General features: G+C 46.2%; 18 protein-coding genes and 2 pseudogenes. 5 read left to right on the top strand and 15 right to left on the bottom strand.

Going from position 1 to position 18,047, the window contains the following annotated elements; translation table 11 throughout:
- Window positions 1–934: 934 nt before the first annotated feature.
- The 7 genes from KO512_RS04350 to mdcA are packed head-to-tail and all read right to left on the bottom strand — an operon-like array spanning window position 935 to window position 7,073.
- On the bottom strand, window positions 935–1,852 hold the full coding sequence (locus KO512_RS04350; protein ID WP_215951116.1) for an ACP S-malonyltransferase: 918 nt from the start codon (window positions 1,850–1,852) through the stop codon (window positions 935–937).
- 1 nt (window position 1,853) lies between these two features.
- Window positions 1,854–2,507, bottom strand: coding sequence for a malonate decarboxylase holo-ACP synthase (locus tag KO512_RS04345; RefSeq protein ID WP_215951115.1), 654 nt, complete (start codon window positions 2,505–2,507; stop codon window positions 1,854–1,856).
- Between the two features lies 1 nt (window position 2,508).
- Window positions 2,509–3,357, bottom strand: a complete 849-nt coding sequence (mdcE, locus tag KO512_RS04340) for a biotin-independent malonate decarboxylase subunit gamma (RefSeq protein WP_215951114.1) — start codon at window positions 3,355–3,357, stop codon at window positions 2,509–2,511.
- Window positions 3,350–4,204: a biotin-independent malonate decarboxylase subunit beta gene (locus KO512_RS04335; RefSeq protein ID WP_215951113.1), complete on the bottom strand. Its 855-nt coding sequence runs from the start codon at window positions 4,202–4,204 to the stop codon at window positions 3,350–3,352. The genes mdcE and KO512_RS04335 overlap by 8 nt, the downstream gene beginning before the upstream one ends.
- Window positions 4,197–4,514 carry a malonate decarboxylase acyl carrier protein gene (gene mdcC / locus KO512_RS04330; protein ID WP_215951112.1) on the bottom strand — a complete coding sequence of 106 codons (318 nt, stop codon included), beginning with the start codon at window positions 4,512–4,514 and terminating at the stop codon, window positions 4,197–4,199. The genes KO512_RS04335 and mdcC overlap by 8 nt, the downstream gene beginning before the upstream one ends.
- Window positions 4,515–4,522: 8 nt before the next feature.
- Window positions 4,523–5,410 (bottom strand): triphosphoribosyl-dephospho-CoA synthase, encoded by an 888-nt coding sequence (locus KO512_RS04325; protein ID WP_215951111.1) that lies wholly within the window; start codon window positions 5,408–5,410, stop codon window positions 4,523–4,525.
- A gap of 1 nt (window position 5,411) precedes the next feature.
- Window positions 5,412–7,073, bottom strand: a complete 1,662-nt coding sequence (mdcA, locus tag KO512_RS04320; protein ID WP_215951110.1) for a malonate decarboxylase subunit alpha — start codon at window positions 7,071–7,073, stop codon at window positions 5,412–5,414.
- Between the two features lie 140 nt (window positions 7,074–7,213).
- Between mdcA and KO512_RS04315 the strand changes: the two genes are divergently transcribed.
- Window positions 7,214–8,119, top strand: a complete 906-nt coding sequence (locus tag KO512_RS04315) for a LysR family transcriptional regulator (RefSeq protein WP_215951109.1) — start codon at window positions 7,214–7,216, stop codon at window positions 8,117–8,119.
- A gap of 156 nt (window positions 8,120–8,275) precedes the next feature.
- Here the strand turns inward: KO512_RS04315 and KO512_RS04310 are convergent.
- Both KO512_RS04310 and KO512_RS20620 read right to left on the bottom strand, forming a co-directional pair.
- Window positions 8,276–8,521 (bottom strand): annotated as a pseudogene (locus tag KO512_RS04310) (transposase domain-containing protein); the annotation flags it as partial.
- A 32-nt stretch (window positions 8,522–8,553) separates the two neighbouring features.
- Window positions 8,554–8,679, bottom strand: a pseudogene (locus KO512_RS20620) (IS1/IS1595 family N-terminal zinc-binding domain-containing protein); the annotation flags it as partial.
- A 244-nt stretch (window positions 8,680–8,923) separates the two neighbouring features.
- Between KO512_RS20620 and KO512_RS04305 the strand changes: the two are divergent.
- The 4 genes from KO512_RS04305 (at window position 8,924) to KO512_RS04290 (ending at window position 12,159) form a co-directional block, all read left to right on the top strand.
- Complete coding sequence (locus KO512_RS04305) at window positions 8,924–9,190, top strand: hypothetical protein (protein ID WP_215951108.1); 267 nt, start codon at window positions 8,924–8,926, stop codon at window positions 9,188–9,190.
- Window positions 9,191–9,306: 116 nt separating this feature from the next.
- The gene (locus tag KO512_RS04300; protein WP_215951107.1) at window positions 9,307–10,344 is read left to right on the top strand and encodes a carbon-nitrogen hydrolase family protein; all 1,038 of its coding nucleotides are present in this window, start codon (window positions 9,307–9,309) and stop codon (window positions 10,342–10,344) included.
- A 337-nt stretch (window positions 10,345–10,681) separates the two neighbouring features.
- Entirely contained in the window at window positions 10,682–10,912 is a 231-nt protein-coding gene (locus KO512_RS04295) for a hypothetical protein (RefSeq protein WP_215951106.1), read from the top strand.
- A 344-nt stretch (window positions 10,913–11,256) separates the two neighbouring features.
- Window positions 11,257–12,159, top strand: coding sequence for a LysR family transcriptional regulator (locus KO512_RS04290; protein ID WP_215951105.1), 903 nt, complete (start codon window positions 11,257–11,259; stop codon window positions 12,157–12,159).
- A gap of 441 nt (window positions 12,160–12,600) precedes the next feature.
- On the opposite strand, the gene KO512_RS04285 is transcribed toward KO512_RS04290, so the two are convergent.
- From KO512_RS04285 to urtB, 6 genes are all read right to left on the bottom strand, one after another.
- The gene (locus KO512_RS04285; RefSeq protein ID WP_215951104.1) at window positions 12,601–12,954 is read right to left on the bottom strand and encodes an FmdB family zinc ribbon protein; all 354 of its coding nucleotides are present in this window, start codon (window positions 12,952–12,954) and stop codon (window positions 12,601–12,603) included.
- Window positions 12,955–12,966: 12 nt separating this feature from the next.
- Window positions 12,967–14,202, bottom strand: coding sequence for a formamidase (gene fmdA / locus KO512_RS04280; protein WP_215951103.1), 1,236 nt, complete (start codon window positions 14,200–14,202; stop codon window positions 12,967–12,969).
- Between the two features lie 98 nt (window positions 14,203–14,300).
- Entirely contained in the window at window positions 14,301–14,990 is a 690-nt protein-coding gene (urtE, locus tag KO512_RS04275) for an urea ABC transporter ATP-binding subunit UrtE (protein WP_215951102.1), read from the bottom strand.
- A 63-nt stretch (window positions 14,991–15,053) separates the two neighbouring features.
- Window positions 15,054–15,800 carry an urea ABC transporter ATP-binding protein UrtD gene (urtD, locus tag KO512_RS04270; protein WP_215951123.1) on the bottom strand — a complete coding sequence of 249 codons (747 nt, stop codon included), beginning with the start codon at window positions 15,798–15,800 and terminating at the stop codon, window positions 15,054–15,056.
- 5 nt (window positions 15,801–15,805) lie between these two features.
- Window positions 15,806–16,957 (bottom strand): urea ABC transporter permease subunit UrtC, encoded by a 1,152-nt coding sequence (gene urtC / locus KO512_RS04265; RefSeq protein ID WP_215951101.1) that lies wholly within the window; start codon window positions 16,955–16,957, stop codon window positions 15,806–15,808.
- A gap of 87 nt (window positions 16,958–17,044) precedes the next feature.
- Complete coding sequence (gene urtB, locus KO512_RS04260; RefSeq protein ID WP_215951100.1) at window positions 17,045–17,968, bottom strand: urea ABC transporter permease subunit UrtB; 924 nt, start codon at window positions 17,966–17,968, stop codon at window positions 17,045–17,047.
- Window positions 17,969–18,047: the final 79 nt, after the last annotated feature.

The raw sequence follows: 18,047 nt of genomic DNA, 5'->3' as shown, positions 1-18,047 counted from the left end.
TTTTACTTGACCACTACATTTGAACTTATGATCCTACCTTGGGTAGCGCCAGCTAATGCCGCGCCGTGCGCCTTTTTTTGACGCTTCACGCGGCAATCTGATCGACTCTTCCAGAATCTCTGACAAACTCGTTTAATTAATTTCTTTAAGGCGAATTATGTGCTCATTTAATTTTTCGTGACTTTGCCTTTTCTTACAAACTGCCACGTCCTTGTCAGAAAGATCTATGACAAACTCGATCGTTTCTGTTTGTTAAAGAAGTGGTCAGTTTGCGTCTGAGCTTATGATCTAGGTTGTATCTACTTGGTGCCGTCTCGGGTGATAGCTCTATTTTTATTGAGTTTGGCTATTGACGCGCCGTTCGCATTTTTTAAACGCCTCAAGCGGTAATGTAATTCGTTCTATATGAGATCCTGTCCACCCACAGGTCGACAGTGTTGACTTTTGGAGGGCGAATCGAGACCGGTTTCCCGAAATCGTTAAAGGTTGTCCACCCACAGGTCGACAGTGTCGACTTTTGGGGGGCGAATCGAGGCCGGTTTCTCGAAATCGTTAAAGGTTGTCCACCCACAGGTCGACAGTGTTGACTTTACTTTTAAAAATTGTCGGCCTACAGGTCGACAAGAGGAAGAACAACTATCAGATTTACGTTGTTCTGGACCCGACGCGGGAGACAGATGCTGAAAAAACGGCAAAATATACGCTATTCCGTACCTTTGCTAGTTATATAAAATCATCTTGAAAGGTTGATAGATCGAGAGGTGAGAGTGCGACGTGGGGAGGTTAGACTTTATACTAGACTAACAGTAATCAAGACTGATTCTATATCTCTCGAATTGGGCGTTATTGAGAGTATTAGGTAGGCCTTCTTTTAGGTAAATTCCTGATCACACCACGATTATAAATTTTAATTCATAACCTTCTTTTAAGCTGTTTAGGTACCTGTAAATAACAGGCTGTCAAGGTGAGTGCCCTGTGCAGCCAAACACCGCCCATCTTTTAAAACGCAGCGACACAAAGCCGTTAAAGTTGACCCAGGTGGCATTTCAATTACTCGTTCAACACCACGCTCTAGCAATAATTGACTACTATCATGCCAATGGACCTGTCGCGCCATATTATGGGAAAGGTCTTGACGAATATCATCTATATTATTGAGTACACGTGATTTTGATGCGCTAACATAACGGTACTTAGGCTTATTAATCGATATGCTTTTTAATGTATCCAACAAGATGTCCGCCTGAGAGGATAATAACGAGCAGTGAGAAGGCACGGCTACATCTAATAAACGTGCGGTACAACGGCTCTTTGATTTTATAGCTTCAGCGGTACTAACCAAAGCCGGGATATATCCAGCCAGTACAAACTGATCTTCTGCATTAATATTGGCCAGATAAACGCTTTCAGTCTGCGATGATTGCTGATTGAGAACAGACTCAACAACAGATCGATTCACATTTAATATCGCTAACATGCCGTAATCGTGTGGAAAGGCGGTCTGCATTAAATGTCCTCTCATGGTCACCAACATTAGTGCATCGTTAAACGACAAACAGCCCGCAACGACGGCCGCAGGATAAGCACCTGCCGACAAACCCAAAACATAATCAGGTTCGCAGCCCTGAGAGACTAAGTATTCACCCCAAATTACGCCGCTAATTAATAGCGCCAGCTGGACATTAGCCGTTTCTTTAAGTGCTTCCGATGTATCAATGCTGGTGATCTTCCGCTGTAAGATCATCTCAACGTCATGAAGGTAACGATGCGTTATCTCATCATCAGGTAAATTATCCATTAACATGCCAGGGAATTGAGATCCCTGACCGGGAAAGGTAAATGCGGTCAGCATGTTAAGCGCTCTCCTTAACTAATTCCCATGGATTGGTCGTTAAAAAAGGGCCTTGATTGCTTTTCACCATGACTTGGTCTCTATCCGTTGCCCACTCGTTCAGCGCGATGGCACCCATGGGTGTTTCTAGCTGTATATCTAACCGACAATCTATCTGAGTTATTTGTGATAACCACTGTGCTGCCTCCTCCCTTGACCAAAACTGAGTGCCATCAATTACCAAATCGAGATCGCTTGCAGGTCCTAACTGGGAAGTTCCCGTTGCTAGCTCATAGCCGCAGCTTCCCGTAACTCCCCATGGGCGACGCAATGAGTCGAGTAGTGGTAACAAATAGATTAACGTTTTCAGTACAGGGTGTGTATCTCGGAGCGGGTGGTTCATCCAAGGCTTTGTTTGCACTAAACCAAACGGGCTTATGGATTTAGTGATGCAAGTAGTGGGAACAAATGCTGCACAACGTTCAGCCTTGCAACGCCCGCGTACACCAACAGGTACAAACTCCTGTGAGTGATTGCTTAAAGAATGCGCACGACGAACGACAACAGGCCCCGCGCCATTGACTACCCAAAAAGGCAGTTTATCGCTATTGCCAGCAAGGGGTATTAGTTCTGCCCGGTTTGATAACCAAAGTAGATCATGCGCATGCCACATCATATTAGTCTCCTGACCACTGGGCTTTCAGTAAGTCTCTAACATGGCGGGAAGCTTCTCGGTTTTCGCCATTAAGCCTACGTGCAATACCGATGTCATTTGGCTGGATATCTAAAAGAGAGGCCGTTAATGCCTGTTCAACCAACTGCTTGTCGTTTTCTGTGGGGTGGCAAGCGGACTCCACGCTTAAAAGATTATCGATAAGCCCTAATGACGCATAGCTTTTAAGATCATATGCCATGGGGGGGATTTCTTTCGCTAGTTGATCAAGCTCAGCTTCAGTTCGTTGGGTAACTCGCGCGGCGGCAGCTTTACCCATTGCATGAACCATGACACCTTCATCAGATAACGCAATGATACGGTTTGCTTGATAGCCGTGCGCTAAATACGCGCCCGACATTGCTTTACCGACGAGTAGCGCAATCACAGGGTGGCCACTTTGCCGAGCATTAGCGTAAGCACTAACAGCCGCGGCTAGTGCTTGATGAATGCCCAAAGTCTCTTCACGCCGCCCGTAGGCTTGGCTTGGGACATCGACCACGAGAATGAGTGCCCGCTTGTCGCTTTGTTGCTCATCAGCTTTTATAACCGCTTGCACTTCTCGCGCAAGGGCTATCCCTTCTAAAAGGCCTACTTCACCATTTTTCGCGCGCGGAAAATGATTATTAAGATCAGGCACGACAGCGATAAAACGGCAGGCTCTTCCTGCTAATTCACCATCAGCCACCTGAACAGAAGGGACTTGGGTGCTGTGTTTATCTAGTTGTTTGGTCAACAACTCAAACCAAGTAAGTCCGCGACATGTTATATCGGTTGTACTCGATGCATTAATCGAGTGAATTGAATTATTCATGACCACCTCCTTCCATTAATAGCTGCTGTGCATTCTCAGGCGTTATTTGATCTTGTGTATCCAGATGTAAGAAAGCTTCTAATAAATCACAGTATTTCTCCGTTCTGTGTACGCTAGGCACGCCGCGATTTAAATGATCAACCACAGCTTCGCGTACGCTTTTTTGACTGTCATTGATATAACTATCAACCAAGCCGCTCTCAAAACGTTGCTTGCCACCGATCAGGCTCCAGATAAAAGGACGATCACTGGCGTTATATTCAACAATGCCCGCTTCTTGCTCAATAACGAGTGGGCCATTCAGGCCTAAGCGTCCTTCGCGGGTCATGATGATGTAACTGCACAAAGCTGCACTGATAGACATTCCGCCGAAACAGCCCACGGGGCCGGTTACCAATGCAATAACAGGACGATACTTACGTAAGGAGATAATAGCGGACTGAATTTCGGCGATGGCGGCTAGTCCAAGATTGGCTTCTTGCAAGCGTACGCCGCCGGTTTCAAGAATCAGCACTGCAGACATAGGATTGCCTTTTGCGTTTTCTTCTACAGCCAGTTCTAGGGCGCCCGCAATTTTAGCACCGCTCACTTCACCTAAGCTTCCGCCCTGAAAGCTACCTTCAATAGCCGCTACAACGGTCTCTTCTCCGTCGATTTTGCCGCGAGCAATCACGACACCATCATCAAACTGAGACACAATGCCTTGCTTTGCTAGCCATGGGGAGGTGACGCGTTCAAAAGGACTAATCAGCTCCCGCATAGTGTCTTTATCTAATAATCGCTTAATCCGCTGACGTGCACTTTGCTCAACAAAGCTATTATCTTTTACGACAGGAGAATTACTCATGCTTATCACCTCCAACAGACGTAGCTTGTTCAAGCGCTTGCTCGATGCGTAATCGAATAACGCCAGGTGTGGCCGCAAAGTCATGGATATCCATACGCATAGCGGGCAGTGGGATAACCGGAGTGATTTGATCAATAATCTGCTGCCAACGCACTTCGCTTCCAGCAGTCGATGTTTGAATATAGATATCGGAAAACTCACTATCGCTAGGTTCAATCATGACCTCCAGATCACCCGAACCTACACACCCAACTAAGGTTGGCTGTACGTGATTTTCTTGAGCCCGTCTTTGAAAATGTAAAGTCTCCATTGTGACTCCTACTTTTGATATTTATTATTAGTGGGATCGCCGAGAAATAAGCGATCTATAAAGAGTGTGGCTGCAAGTAAATCAGCCGCACCACCTGCTGAAGCGTTTAATACCAGAAGGTCGCGTTCAAGCTGGCGAAGCTGTCCACGACCAGCAAAGGTATTACAGCCGCCAGCCGCAAGAACTGCTGAAGCGCCACTTTGCATGGTTTTTAGTCCTTCCATACCGGATCGGGACAGTACACAGGTATCATCAAGAGCAGCCATAATGGCTAACAGTGAATTAAGACGAGCCGATGATTCAGTATCACCCGCTTTACGACTCTTCCAGAGCATCGGAAGGGAGTGATGCTTGATATGAGGAAATCCTTGCTGAGCTTGCTCACGTGCACCTAGAACTTGATAGTCTCGACAAGCTTGCTGCCCTTTACTAAGCGATAATTCGGCTTTAACTGCGGGGTCTGGGATCGAGGCAATGGAAGCCGCTCTCGATAGTAAGTCGTCAAGATTCTTGTAATGGGTAACCGAGGCAACAACAAGCAACCCCATAGCCCATATAGCGCCTCGGTGTGTATTAACACCCTGCGTAACAGCTAGCATGGCTGACTCAGCTTCACGGCCAATGAGTCCTATTTTTGCACGTAAGGCTGCGTCTGATGCTTCCAATAAAACCGCTTCAGACATGCGTAGAAAATAGGGCTCTAACGTTTGTGCAGACGCCAACATGAGTGCCAAATGCATATCCTGATGTGCTCCCGAACCTCGGCTATCGACCAGCGCAGGTTTTGGGCTAAGACGTGCTTCTTGCTCTAATGCCCAAGTAACCGATTGTGCTAAATGAGGAAGGTGAACTGGACCGGTATCCGATCTAACGGACAATGGGTTTAATCTAGGCATATCACCAGCTCCTGAATTTAGCCGGTGGTTGATACAACCCATCAGACCAATCTTGTAATTCGGCAATGCTTTTTGCGGCTAATAAATCACGTGTGGCATCGCTGCGGCGTATACCTAAATCCTCTGGATAAGCCACTAAGCCCGCTGCACGTAAGTTTGCTGTAACTTCGGGATCACGCTTTAAACCAATAGGTGTTACACCCGCTACTGCTGCAATCATGGCTCGGCGCTGATCTAAAGATTCAGCTTTATAGAGGTAGGCGATGCCTTCTTCGGTTAATACATGGGTTACATCACTGGCATAAATCATCACAGGAGCCAGTGGCATTTTATAATCTCGCGCCATTGCTAAGGCATCTAACTCTTCGACTAGCGTAGGGCTGGTGCTATTTTGAAAAGTCTCGACCATCTGTACAACCAGCTTTCGACCTTTGGTTAGCAGATCATCATTTGGACGCATATCTAACCATGCCGCTGAAGGGTGACGGCGGCCACCAGGATCATGACCCATATTCGGTGCGCCACCAAATCCGGCTAGTCGCCCACGGGTAACGGTAGATGAATTTCCATCACCGTCTACTTGTAAGGTTGAGCCAATAAACATATCTACTGCATACTGACCAGCAAGCTGACAGAAGGCACGGTTTGAACGCATAGAGCCATCTTTACCGGTAAAGAATACATCCGGACGGGCGGCCACATATTCCTCCATCCCTAATTCAGTACCAAAGCAATGCACGCTTTCTACCCAACCTGATTCGATAGCGGGAATAAGAGTAGGATGAGGGTTAAGCGTCCAATGACGGCAGATTTTTCCTTTTAATCCCAAAGATTCGCCGTATGTCGGCAGTAAAAGCTCAATAGCTGCGGTGTTAAAGCCGATACCATGGTTAAGTGATTGAACTTTATGTCGTTCATAAATACCTCGAATAGCCAACATGCCCATAAGCACATGCACATCAGTTATCAAGCGAGGATCACGTGTAAAGAGAGGCTCGATAAAGAAGGGTTTATCGGCTTGGACCACATAATCGACCCACGAGGCGGGGATGTCGACTCGTGGTAAATCAGAAGCATTATCAACAATTTCATTAACTTGTACGATAACAATTCCATCTCGAAACGCAGTGGCTTCTATTAATGCGGGAGTATCTTCTGTACTGGGTCCTGTATAGATGTTACCTGCACGGTCAGCTTTAAAACCTGCTAAAAGTGCGACTCGTGGGGTAAGGTCTACATACAAACGTGCATATAACTCAATGTAAGTATGAATTGCGCCTACTTCGAGTAAACCGTCCTCTATTAATTGCCCGATTCTCAAGCTTTGCTGGCCTGAAAAGGAGAAATCCAGCTTACGTGCAATGCCTTGTTCGAACAGGTCTAAGTGCTCAGGACGGCCCACACTCGGCATAATCATATGTAGTTGGCTGACAATATCTGGATTTACGCTAGCAAGAGAGCGAGATAGAAAATCGGCTTGTTTTTGGTTATTTCCTTCTAAAACAACTTTATCGCCTGATTTAATAAGGCATTCTAGCGCTTCTTTAATTTTCTCAGTCGGGATGATTGAACCGTCGACTATGGATTTAAGCGAGTCCATACGACTATGTTTTTCGTCTCTGCGTGTTGACCAGTTGATGGTAGGTTTGGAGGCGGCATTCATTATGCGATCCTTCTTGTATATTATTTTGTATACAAAGTAATCCTAATATCACTAGCTATCAATTAATAAAGCTGATTTACCATTACTCTTAGAGTAATGATAAAATAAGTACTTAAACAAAAAATATAAATGGGTAAGCGATGTTTGACGATATTCTGACGCTAAAAAAGCTAGAGATATTTCTCGCTTTTATTAAAACAGGTACGCTTGCAGAAGCTGCCGCTCAGTTGGATATGAGCACCGTGAGTATCCATCGAGCGATTCACTCCTTAGAAGAAGGACTGAAGTGTCCTCTGTTTCGCCAAGAAGGGCGACTATTAGTCCCTTTGCCTGCTGCTCGTATTCTTGAACAAAAAACAGAGAAAATACTGGCCGATATTGATCAGGCTATTGCTTCCACACGTGAAGCGGCAGGTCTTTTTTCCAGCATGTTCAACTTAGGAGCGCTTTACTCGCTAACACTTAACACGGTGCCACGACTAATTGCCGGACTTAAGTTAAGGAAAGGAGACTTAAATATACAGTTAACAATAGACTCGAACGCTGTTCTGTTTAAAAAACTAAACAACTTAGAGTTAGACGTTATCCTTGTCTCTCTTGATCAAGGTTTTCACAATCCAGACTACATATCGCTCAAGCTTTTTAGTGATGATGTACTCTTGGCTGTACCGGCCGAAAGTGAGTTGGCCAAAGCCACCGAGATAGATTTAACATCATTAGAAAATGAAACTTTTGTCACGTTAACTCAAGAGTTTGCAACACATAGAGACAGCGTGATGGCGTTTAATCGAGCAGGGTTCCGGCCTAACATAGTGATGCAGGTTTCCGATATATTTTCACTTATCAATATGGTGAGTGCCGGTATGGGGTACGCCATTCTTCCTCGTCGTGTCGAGTCCGTTTTTGAGAACAAAATCAAACTTATTAAGCTCAAAGGCTTAGGAGATATTAAGCAAGATATCTCTATGGTATGTCTTGCAAGTCGCGAAAGTGATCCTAGGATACTCAGTTGTATTGCTGAGTGTAGAACTAATAATAATCTTTAAATGCATGAGTGCCGTGACTCACACAAACAGGTTAAAAGAAGGCGAAGTATTGAAGTGTTTCTAAAGTCTTTATCGAGATCAGAAGATACTTATGACCGCTTTGGTACTGAAGGGTAAGCGGCCGGTTATCACACCTTGCGAATTAATAACCGCCGACTTCCAGTTGTGCGGTAGCAATTCACCAATGGCATTGTTTTTCTGCGTTGGCTGCCTCGACAACACGCCTTTCAGGTAGGCATATGGATCGTGCCCATTCAGTTTGGCCGACTGGGTCAACGTCATCACCGCCGCCGCACGTTGACCACTTCTCAGTGAACCCGCGAACAGCCCGTTCGAGCGACCCAGCGCCCCCGGGCGTATCTGGTTTTCCACCCAGTTATTGACGATGGGCACCCCTTCATCCCCGAAGCGTTAGATGATTTTGTAACAGAAGGTAATCGTGCTAAAGGCGTACCGGTGAGAGGATTGCTGGTGCGATCGCAGCAACCACAGCGATAACGAGGTAAGTTATGGCTTGATCCTCAAGGCCGAACATCAGCGGAATGACAATGAGGGCAGTGGTGTTTATATGCTGTAACCAGCGCTTTCGTTGAGGAGGAGTCGTAGCCCTGAAATTGAGATCGAAGCTGATGCAGCTGACTGGGAGATAAGGCTTGCAGCCATTTCAATAATTAATTCAGACAGAGCCAAAAATAAGCCTTCTGCAATATTGCAGAAGAGATTGCAAACTCTCGCATTGCTGCACTGAAAGTTCCGTGAATATAATAAATTTCAGTCACGAAGCTGCTATACAAATGAAACTCAATGGCAACATCAGGATCTTCTTGGGAAAAGTTCTTCGAGCATACAGAGCGGGAACAGGTTAATGCGGCGCGTATTGCCACGTTGGCTATGGCTGTCATTTCCATCATTGCAGGCATGGCTGCGAAAGGCCAGAACGTAGCTCATCTTGTCGGCCTAGGCTATGCAACCTCCAGCTTTGTTGCTGACGCTGTACTGGAAACGCTGTGGGCAGAGACGTTGGTACGCAGGGAGACAGGAATCGGCGCTGTCGAGGTAGTGTCCCACTAAGCAAACGCTCAAGAGTATGGTGTGCCACCGCCAAGGCGGTAGCACTCTCACTCTGAATCAAAGTTCTAAAAAACGCTTTGCCAAACATTTATATATTCTTAATAGTAGAGGTTTAAATGACAGTAACAACGACAACGACCAAGGTCGCAGCAGCCCATGTTGCACCGGTATACATGAATAGTGCTGCCACAGTTAAAAAGGCCTTGTCCATTATCGATGAGGCAGCCCGTAATGGCGCCGAGTTGGTAGTCTTTCCTGAATCGTTCATCCCTGGATTTCCTATCTGGGCGGCGCTGTGGGCGCCAATATATAACCATGAATGGTTCAAGAAAATGGTCGCCAATAGCATCCTCGTCGATGGCCCCGAGATGGCTGAGATTGCAGCAGCGGCTAAGCGCAATGGTGTGTTCGTTTCGCTAGGTTTTAGTGAGGCGAGCCGTGTCAGCGTGGGTTGCATCTGGAACTCTAACGTCCTGATCGGCGATGATGGCAGAATCCTCAACCATCATCGCAAGCTGATGCCGACATTCTACGAAAAGATGGTTTGGGCACCGGGTGACGGTCATGGTTTAACGGTGAGTGACACTCGTATCGGCAAGATCGGCGCACTAATCTGCGGTGAGAACACCAACCCTCTGGCTCGCTATTCACTCGCTGCACAAGGCGAGCAGATTCATATCTCCGCATGGCCTGCGATTTGGCCTACGAGGGAGCCGGGGATCGGCAAGAACTTTGACAACTTGGCAGCCAATCGAATCCGCGCTGGAGGAGCCTCTTTTGAAGCTAAGGCGTTCGGCATCCTCTGTGCAGGTTTCATGGATCGTGCGATGATGGATTGCCTCCTCGAAGGTGCTGATCCTCAGGCTGCAGAAGTGCTGGAAAAGACCCCGCGCGCGGCGACGGAGTTTTTAGATCCCACTGGAGCGGCTATCGGCGACATGCTACAAGAAGAAGAAGGTATTGCGTATGCGACCTTCGATTTGGATGAATGTATCGAGCCGAAGCAGTTTCATGATATTGTGGGGTACTACAATCGGTTTGACGTATTTGACCTGTCGATTAATCGTCGACGGCTGGTTCCGGCGACTTTCACGGGTGGTATAAATGAGTCAGAGGCTCTGCTAACGCCGGTAGGGGCTGCAGACCCTATTTAACGTGATGTCGGTGATGGATGATTGCAATCTAGCTCTTCGTGGTGGTCTTCAGGGATTGCATTATTCGCATGTAAGCGCGTGACTTTCTGGCCGCCGGTGTTGCCAGATCGGATGGGATTGATACGGCAAGTCAATTCACGACGATTTTGTCGCACAAGGCTTAGCCGACACGTTGGCTGCTGCCTGCTTGATTGTGGGCATGTGTGGCCGGATATGAGTTACGCGCTGATTGTTTCAGGTCAGGGTATGCAACATCACGAGATGATTTCCTCGCTCGGTGAAAGCGCGTTGTTCACCGACACATGCCGTAACCTGTGTTACCGGCTGGAGTGCTAGTTTGGCCGATCAGCAATGGGCCGTAGCCAATAGCAACGCAAATCCTGCTGACCGTCACAAGCTCTTGGCGGGTGGAGAGCGGTTACCCGCGCCTTACCTGCTCCAGCGGTCATTGCAGGTTAATAGTGTGGGAGAGTTGGCAGCTTTAAATGCCGAGGCGGCACTTGATCTTGCCTGTCGCCGTACAACTGCAATGGATCGTTGTTCGCAGGGCGCCTCTGTTGTCGGTTAGTGGTATTGCGCCTGCGGCGATCGAGCATCTGTGTGAAATCACCAGATGTGTGGTGGCGATTCTCACCTTTGCTAACAGCGTTGTGCTCGGTGCCCCCCCCAGAAATGTCTAGATACCGCTGAGTCCATAGCGCCCAGCCTCGCTGCGGAGTGCAAGCGACTGAGGATCGATGTCGCGTCACACACATATTGGATGAGTTCGGCAGCCGAGGAGTTTGACTTTGGTAGCCAGCCGGTTGGGGCTCTCGATATCATACTGTTTAGTAATATAGCCGATAGTATCCGCAGAGCAGATGAGTCACTATCCTTGCTTGGAGTCGTGTACCTAACCAGGGTTTTCTATTTATGGCGTTACAAAACATCAAATACAGTTGGGACGAACTTCGCATCTTTTTGGAGGTTGCTCGCCACAAGACACTCTCGGCCGCTGCGCGTCAGCTGGATATTGATCACACCACCGTGAGTAGGCGGGTGGCGAGCTTGGAGGGCTCCATCGGTGAGGCCTTGTTTATCCGTAGCCCGCAAGGCTTTGAGCTGACCCCGAAAGGGCATGAAATATTTCGGTGTGTCTTGGTAATGGAAAGCAGTGCGTTGGCTATTACCGAGTCGGTCAGACAAGATTCGAGCGAGCTGCAAGGGAGTGTGCGATTAGCGACGATGGAGGGAATCGCCTCCCTTTATTTGGCCGGTGAGTTTGTGGAACTGCGCGAACGTTATCCAAGCCTAGAGGTCGAACTGGTGACATCGACTAACATGGTACACGTGAATCGACGCGAGGCTGATTTATTTCTAGGTTTTTTCCATGCTGAGGGGCGAGGTCTCCAAGTAGAAGCTATCGGAGAATTTTCTCTTCATTTGTATGGTGCTCCTGAATACCTCCGAAACCATGGGACACCTAAAAGCGTTAGTGATCTTTCCAATCACGTATTTACCTCCTATATTGATGATCTGGTTCAGCTTGACACTGTTTATTGGTTGAAAGAAGTAGCACCCGATTTGCGAGTCGTTTTCCATTCCACGAGCATGTTAGCGCAGATGTTCGCCGCGGCTGCCGGTGCTGGATTGGTCATGTTGCCGAAATTCGCCCGGGCGGAACGGTTCGGACTGATTCCTGTGCTAGAGGATCAAGTGGCTGTCTCCCGAGAGCTCTGGTTAGCCGTTCACAAGGACCTTCAGTTTACACCCCGCGTAAAGACGGTGATCACGTTCTTGCGAGAGGTTTTGCAGCGCGATTACCCCTGCAGGTAATGTAGCAAATATTTGTAATAAGGCGTCACAGTTAACAGTAGCCATTAATGGCATGCAGGATGACAGATGATCTCGTAGTAGCGATGAAATTCCGGCCAATGAAACCGGATAACAGAGTGGAAGGGCACCGGAATGACCATTAGTGATGTGTGGTGGTGCGCTAAAAATCATCAGCGAGTGTGAAGGGTAAATATTTAAGTATTTGATCTATAAAAGTTCGTGTTGTTGTTTACCATGCAGAGTCGATAAACTATTTTCTATTACCTAGGATGTCTTCAGATGTTGAATAGTTTGGTGTAACACAAAGTGAGATTATTATAACTTAATTAAATTAGATATCTCTAATATTTAAGGTTCAGCAGGAATATGAGTGATATGACCTGAGGTGCTATTAAAGAAAAAAGCCCCACGGTCGTTCTGTGGGGCGAGTTTACTTATTAGTTAGTGGCTAATCATCCAAGGCCGCATTGATGGGAACATTTTATTACCGTCGGCGGTATACATGAGTTTAGAGCTGCGTTTGTTATGAGTGCATCCACAACCATGCTTTAATTTATCGGCATTTTCTTCACGGGAGTCCACGGTAGAGTGCTGGGGTTCATGTTTAGCTGCTTCATTACGATCAATCGCCTGTTTTTTCTCTTTAGGCATGTTAAGAATGCCGGGAGACAGAATGATAATACGTGCAGAGGGGCTCTGGCATTCAGGGCAGGGCATCGGTTCTGCGTGATTGTCGATACTGGCCAGCTCGTAAAATACACCGTGCTCAGTGCATTTATAGTCGTAGACGGGCATATTGACCTCTCCTTATTTTTTGATATCAGGGGCCAAAGGCATGTTTACGCTGCCATCAAGAAATTTAGTCGGTCCATCAGCATTAGGTTTGATATCAAATTCAAATATATCGGTCGGCAGCCAGAGAGTAGCACAAGCGTTAGGCATATCGACTACTCCACTAATATGGCCTTGAACTGGCGCGGTAGCTAGTAGTGAGTATGCTTGGGCTCCTGAATAACCAAATTTCTTAAGATATTCAATGGCGTTTAAGCAAGCTTGTCGGTATGCCACATTTACATCAAGGTAGTGCTGCTTGCCTTGCTCATCAACGGATATTCCCTCAAATATCAGGTAGTCATCATATTTAGGAGTGATAGGACTAGGCTTGAAAATTGGGTTTTTAATGGCATATTTTTCCATGCCTCCTTTGATTAAGTTAACGCGCAGGTGAATCCATCCAGCCATTTCAATAGCACCGCAGAAAGTGATTTCACCGTCGCCCTGGCTGAAGTGAAGATCGCCCACTGAAAGCCCTGCATCTTTAATATAAACGGGGAAGTACATTTTTGATCCGCGGGACAGGTCTTTTATATCGCAATTTCCGCCATGCTCACGGGGAGGCGCTGTTCTGGCGCCCTCTGCTCCTGCTATCTTTGCTTCTTCAGGTTTCATTCTACCCATATGGGCAGATCCGGCAGAAGGTAGCGCTGCAAGTGCTGGTACTCTATCCGGTTCGGTGTCGTACAGCGATTTTTCTCGGGTATTCCAGTCTTTGAGTAACTCCTTTGAGGGTAGGCAACCAATCAGGCCTGGGTGAATCAGGCCTGCAAATTCAACACCGGGTACGTGCCGAGAGCTGGTGAACATGCCATTGAAATCCCATATCGATTTTTGTGCCTCAGGAAAATGTTCATCTAGAAAACCGCCGCCGTTGTTCTTAGAAAAGAAACCATTAAACCCCCATTGGCTCTCATCAAAAGTACCAATATCCAGAATATCAACAACGAGTAGATCGCCTGGCTCTGCGCCTTCGACGCCGACAGGGCCGGATAAAAAGTGAACTTGCGTTAAGTCGACGTCCCTCATATCAGAGGCGTCATCATTATTTTTGATCTGCCCGCCAGTAAAGTCGACACACTCTATTATAAAGTCATCACCGGGTTTAACCATGGCTGCCATAGGAATATCAGGATGCCAGCGGTTATGTATATTTTCGTTCTCATAGGCTGATTTTTTAAGGTCAACTTTAATAATTGTTTCAGTCATTTTAGGCTCCTAATTTAACCCAGAGTGTTACTAATTATCTGATTAATAATGCTGTGTCGGCTTAGCCGTTTTATATTCTTTGGTTAAAAATTACTTTCTTAAACCGAGAGATATTTTTTGATCTGATGACTGTCGACCTGATTTCGCATGTTTTCATGAATAAATTTACCTTTATCAATAACGATGATTCGATCTGCTATCTCCATGGTAAAACTCAATACCTGTTCCGAAACAATGATGGTGATGTCTCTAAGTTGTTTGATTTCATTCAGTATGTTTGCGATATCCTTAATGATGGATGGTTGTATGCCTTCAGTCGGCTCATCCAGTAGCAATACTTTCGGGTTGGTGACCAGCGCGCGAGCTATGGCAAGCTGCTGCTGCTGGCCGCCAGAAAGGTTACCTCCTTTGCGGTTGCGCATTTCCCTGAGTACAGGAAAGAGGGCATAAATATCGTCCGGAATTTCTTTAAGTTTTGAAACCTCCAAGCCGGTTTCAATATTTTCTTTTACCGTTAGGTCTGGAAAAATCATGCGGCCTTGAGGCACGTACGCTATGCCATTCTCTACACGCTGGTAACTTTCCAATGTGGAGATGTCTACACCGTCTATTTGAATCACACCCTCAGAGGAGGGCAATATACCAATCAGTGATTTAAATAACGTGGTTTTACCCATGCCGTTGCGGCCCATAATGGCCAAGGTCTCGTTTTTGGGTACGCTGAAGGTCAGATCACTAATTACTTCACTTTGTCCGTAACACACCTTCAAATTAGAAACACTTAACATATACTCACCTATTAATAATGTATGACATCACAGACCCGTAACGGGTAAAAACACGGCTCTTTTCTAGTGGCCTAGATATACTTCAATCACTTTGGGGTCGTTCTGCACCTTGTCCATATTACCTGTGGCTAGAATTTTTCCCTGATGGAGCACGGTTACTTTATGGGCGATGCTGGCGACAAAATCCATGTCATGCTCGATGACTAAAACAGAACGTCCTTTACTGATTTTATTGAGCAGTATTGCGGTTTGTTCCCTCTCCTTTACACTCATTCCCGCTACCGGCTCATCAAGCATCATTAATTGTGGATCCTGAATCAGTAGCATTCCTATTTCTAGCCATTGTTTCTGGCCATGGCTTAGTAGCCCTGCTTCGGTATCCAGCATCTGCTCTAGCATAATTTCATGGGCTATTTCATGGATTTTATCTAGCACCGTTTTATTACGTTTGAACAGTAACGAGCCGAACACACCGCGGCTATGTGGGTAGGATACTTCCAGGTTCTCAAGTACGGTCAGGTTCTCGTAAATTGACGGTGTTTGAAATTTCCGGCCTACTCCTGATCGCACGATGGCGTGTTCAGATAACCCTATCAGTTCATTATTCAAGAACTTAATGCTGCCGGAGGTCGCTTTTGTTTTGCCACAAATCAGATCAAGAACGGTTGTTTTGCCTGCTCCGTTAGGTCCGATAATTACATGGAGTTCGTTTTTATCGAGATAGAAATTGAGATCATCGACTGCCTTAAATCCATCGAATGAAACGGTTAGTTCTTCTATTGCTAAGGTGAAATCAGTATTCGTTTGCATGTTCATTAGCGCGCATCCTCTACTTTCTTTTCAAATATCTGAGGTGCCGACTTGCTAAATATTTTTGCTATGAAAGCAAACTTCTTGGTGATGTGGTGACCATGGTCATTCCAAAGGCCTGCGAGCCCGTTCGGGAATAACATGACAACGGCGATAAATAATCCACCAACCAAGAATAGCCACATCTCTGGGAACGATTCCGAGAAAGCGGTTTTTCCGAAATTAATTAATAGCGTTCCGTAGACCGCTCCAATCAATGACATACGGCCACCTACAGCGGCAAATATGACCATTTCAATAGACGGTACAATGCCGACAAAGGACGGAGACATAAAGCCTACTTGCAGCGTAAACATCGCACCACCGATGGCCGAGATCATGGCAGCAAAGCAGAAGATAAATATTTTGAAATTAGCGACGTCATATCCCGAAAACCTGACGCGATCTTCTTTATCTCGAACCGCTAATAATATGCGCCCGAACTTACTCGTAAGAATAAATCTTGAAGCTAATATAACGGTCAGTAGCAGGCCGCAATTGATGAAGTAAAGAATAGTCTTGGCGCTATCTGACGTAATGTCCCAGCCATGTAGTGTACGCAAATCGGTAATGCCGTTAATGCCACCTGTGACACCTTGCTGGCCCACAATAAGGACAGTGAGTATGACGGCGATAACCTGGGTGATAATCGCAAAGTAAACGCCCCCAACTCGCCGCTTGAACATGGCAGAACCAATAATGTAGGCAAACGCTGCAGGTATGATCAATACAGCAAGCACAGTAAAGGTAAGACTGGAGAAGGGCTCCCAGAACCAGGGAAGCTCTGTTAACTGATTCCAATCCATAAAGTCAGGAATTCCCGGCGTAGACTGTATAGTGGTGTTTTCTGGCGATGAGGCTTCAAGCTTTAAAAACATCGCCATGGCATAACCACCTAAACCAAAGAATATCCCTTGGCCAAGACTGAGTATTCCTCCATGGCCCCATAGCAACACCAAACTGACCGCTGCAAAGGCATAAGTGAGATATTTTCCTACTAAATTAAGGCGGAACGAGTCTAGAAGTAGTGGGAATATTATCAATATTAATGTGGCAAGAATAATAAGGCCGGTGAGGCCTTTTTTTCCGCCCATTATTTTGTCATATACAAAACTCATAAATCTCTCCAAGACACATCTAAAGCCAATGTAAATGATGTGTGTGACTGACTGCTGCTATGTTTTAAGTTGAGAGTAAGGCTCGCTCTAGCGGCGAACCTTACTGGCGAACAGCCCTTCTGGCTTAAACATTAAAATCAGTACTAGGGCGAAAAGGGTATATACCTTTGCCATAGACCCGCTGATGAAGAATTCAAGGATCGACTGTGTTTGTGCGATAGAGAACGCTGATGCAATAGTGCCGAATAAACTCATAGCGCCGCCAAAGACAACCACCATAAACGTATCAACAATATACAAAGTGCCGGTCGTTGGCCCAGTTGAAGCGATAGTGGTAAATGCAGCTCCGGCTATGCCGGCGATACCACAGCCTAAAGCAAACGTATAACGGTCAACTTTTTTGGTATTAATACCGACAGCACCGCTCATCGCCCTATTTTGCGTGGTTGCTCTAACGCGCAGTCCCCATCTTGATTTAAACATCAGATAGTAAGTGCCGATGGTGATTACCGTCGTTAACCCGAGTACAAACATGCCATTGATCGGTATGTAAATCGTCTCTGTGGGCTGATATGAACCTAACAACCACTCAGGTAACGTTGGGCTTACTTCTCTGGCGCCAAACAGTGACCGAAATGATTGCTGCATGATAAGGCTTAAGCCCCAGGTGGCTAATAAGGTATCAAGCGGTCTTTTGTAGAGGTGCCTAATGAATGCAAACTCTACGAGGTAGCCTAATATTCCCGCTACAATAAATGCCATGATGATGGCAAAGACAAAATAATAAGGCATGAATGATGGGAGGTAAGTTTCAGTCAGGGTTGCCATGAAATAGGTTGTGTAAGCCCCGACGGTCATAAATTCGCCATGGGCCATGTTTATCACACCCATTTGACCAAAAATGATGGCTAACCCTAAAGCCATAAGCAGAAGAACACTGAACAAACTAATGCCAGAGAAACCTTGCATAGCAAAGATTGATATCAATTCACTACTTGTATATGCGTCCATTATTAATTCCCCAAATTTAGTCATGAGACACAACAATCAAGTTGATACTTTGTTCGCGTCTCTGACTAAATTTTTGTAA

The sequence above is a fragment of the Amphritea atlantica genome, from assembly GCF_018860855.1.
Lineage (GTDB): Bacteria > Pseudomonadota > Gammaproteobacteria > Pseudomonadales > Balneatricaceae > Amphritea > Amphritea atlantica_A.
Note: the sequence above shows the minus strand (reverse complement) of the source record. Positions and strands in the feature narration are given on the sequence as shown.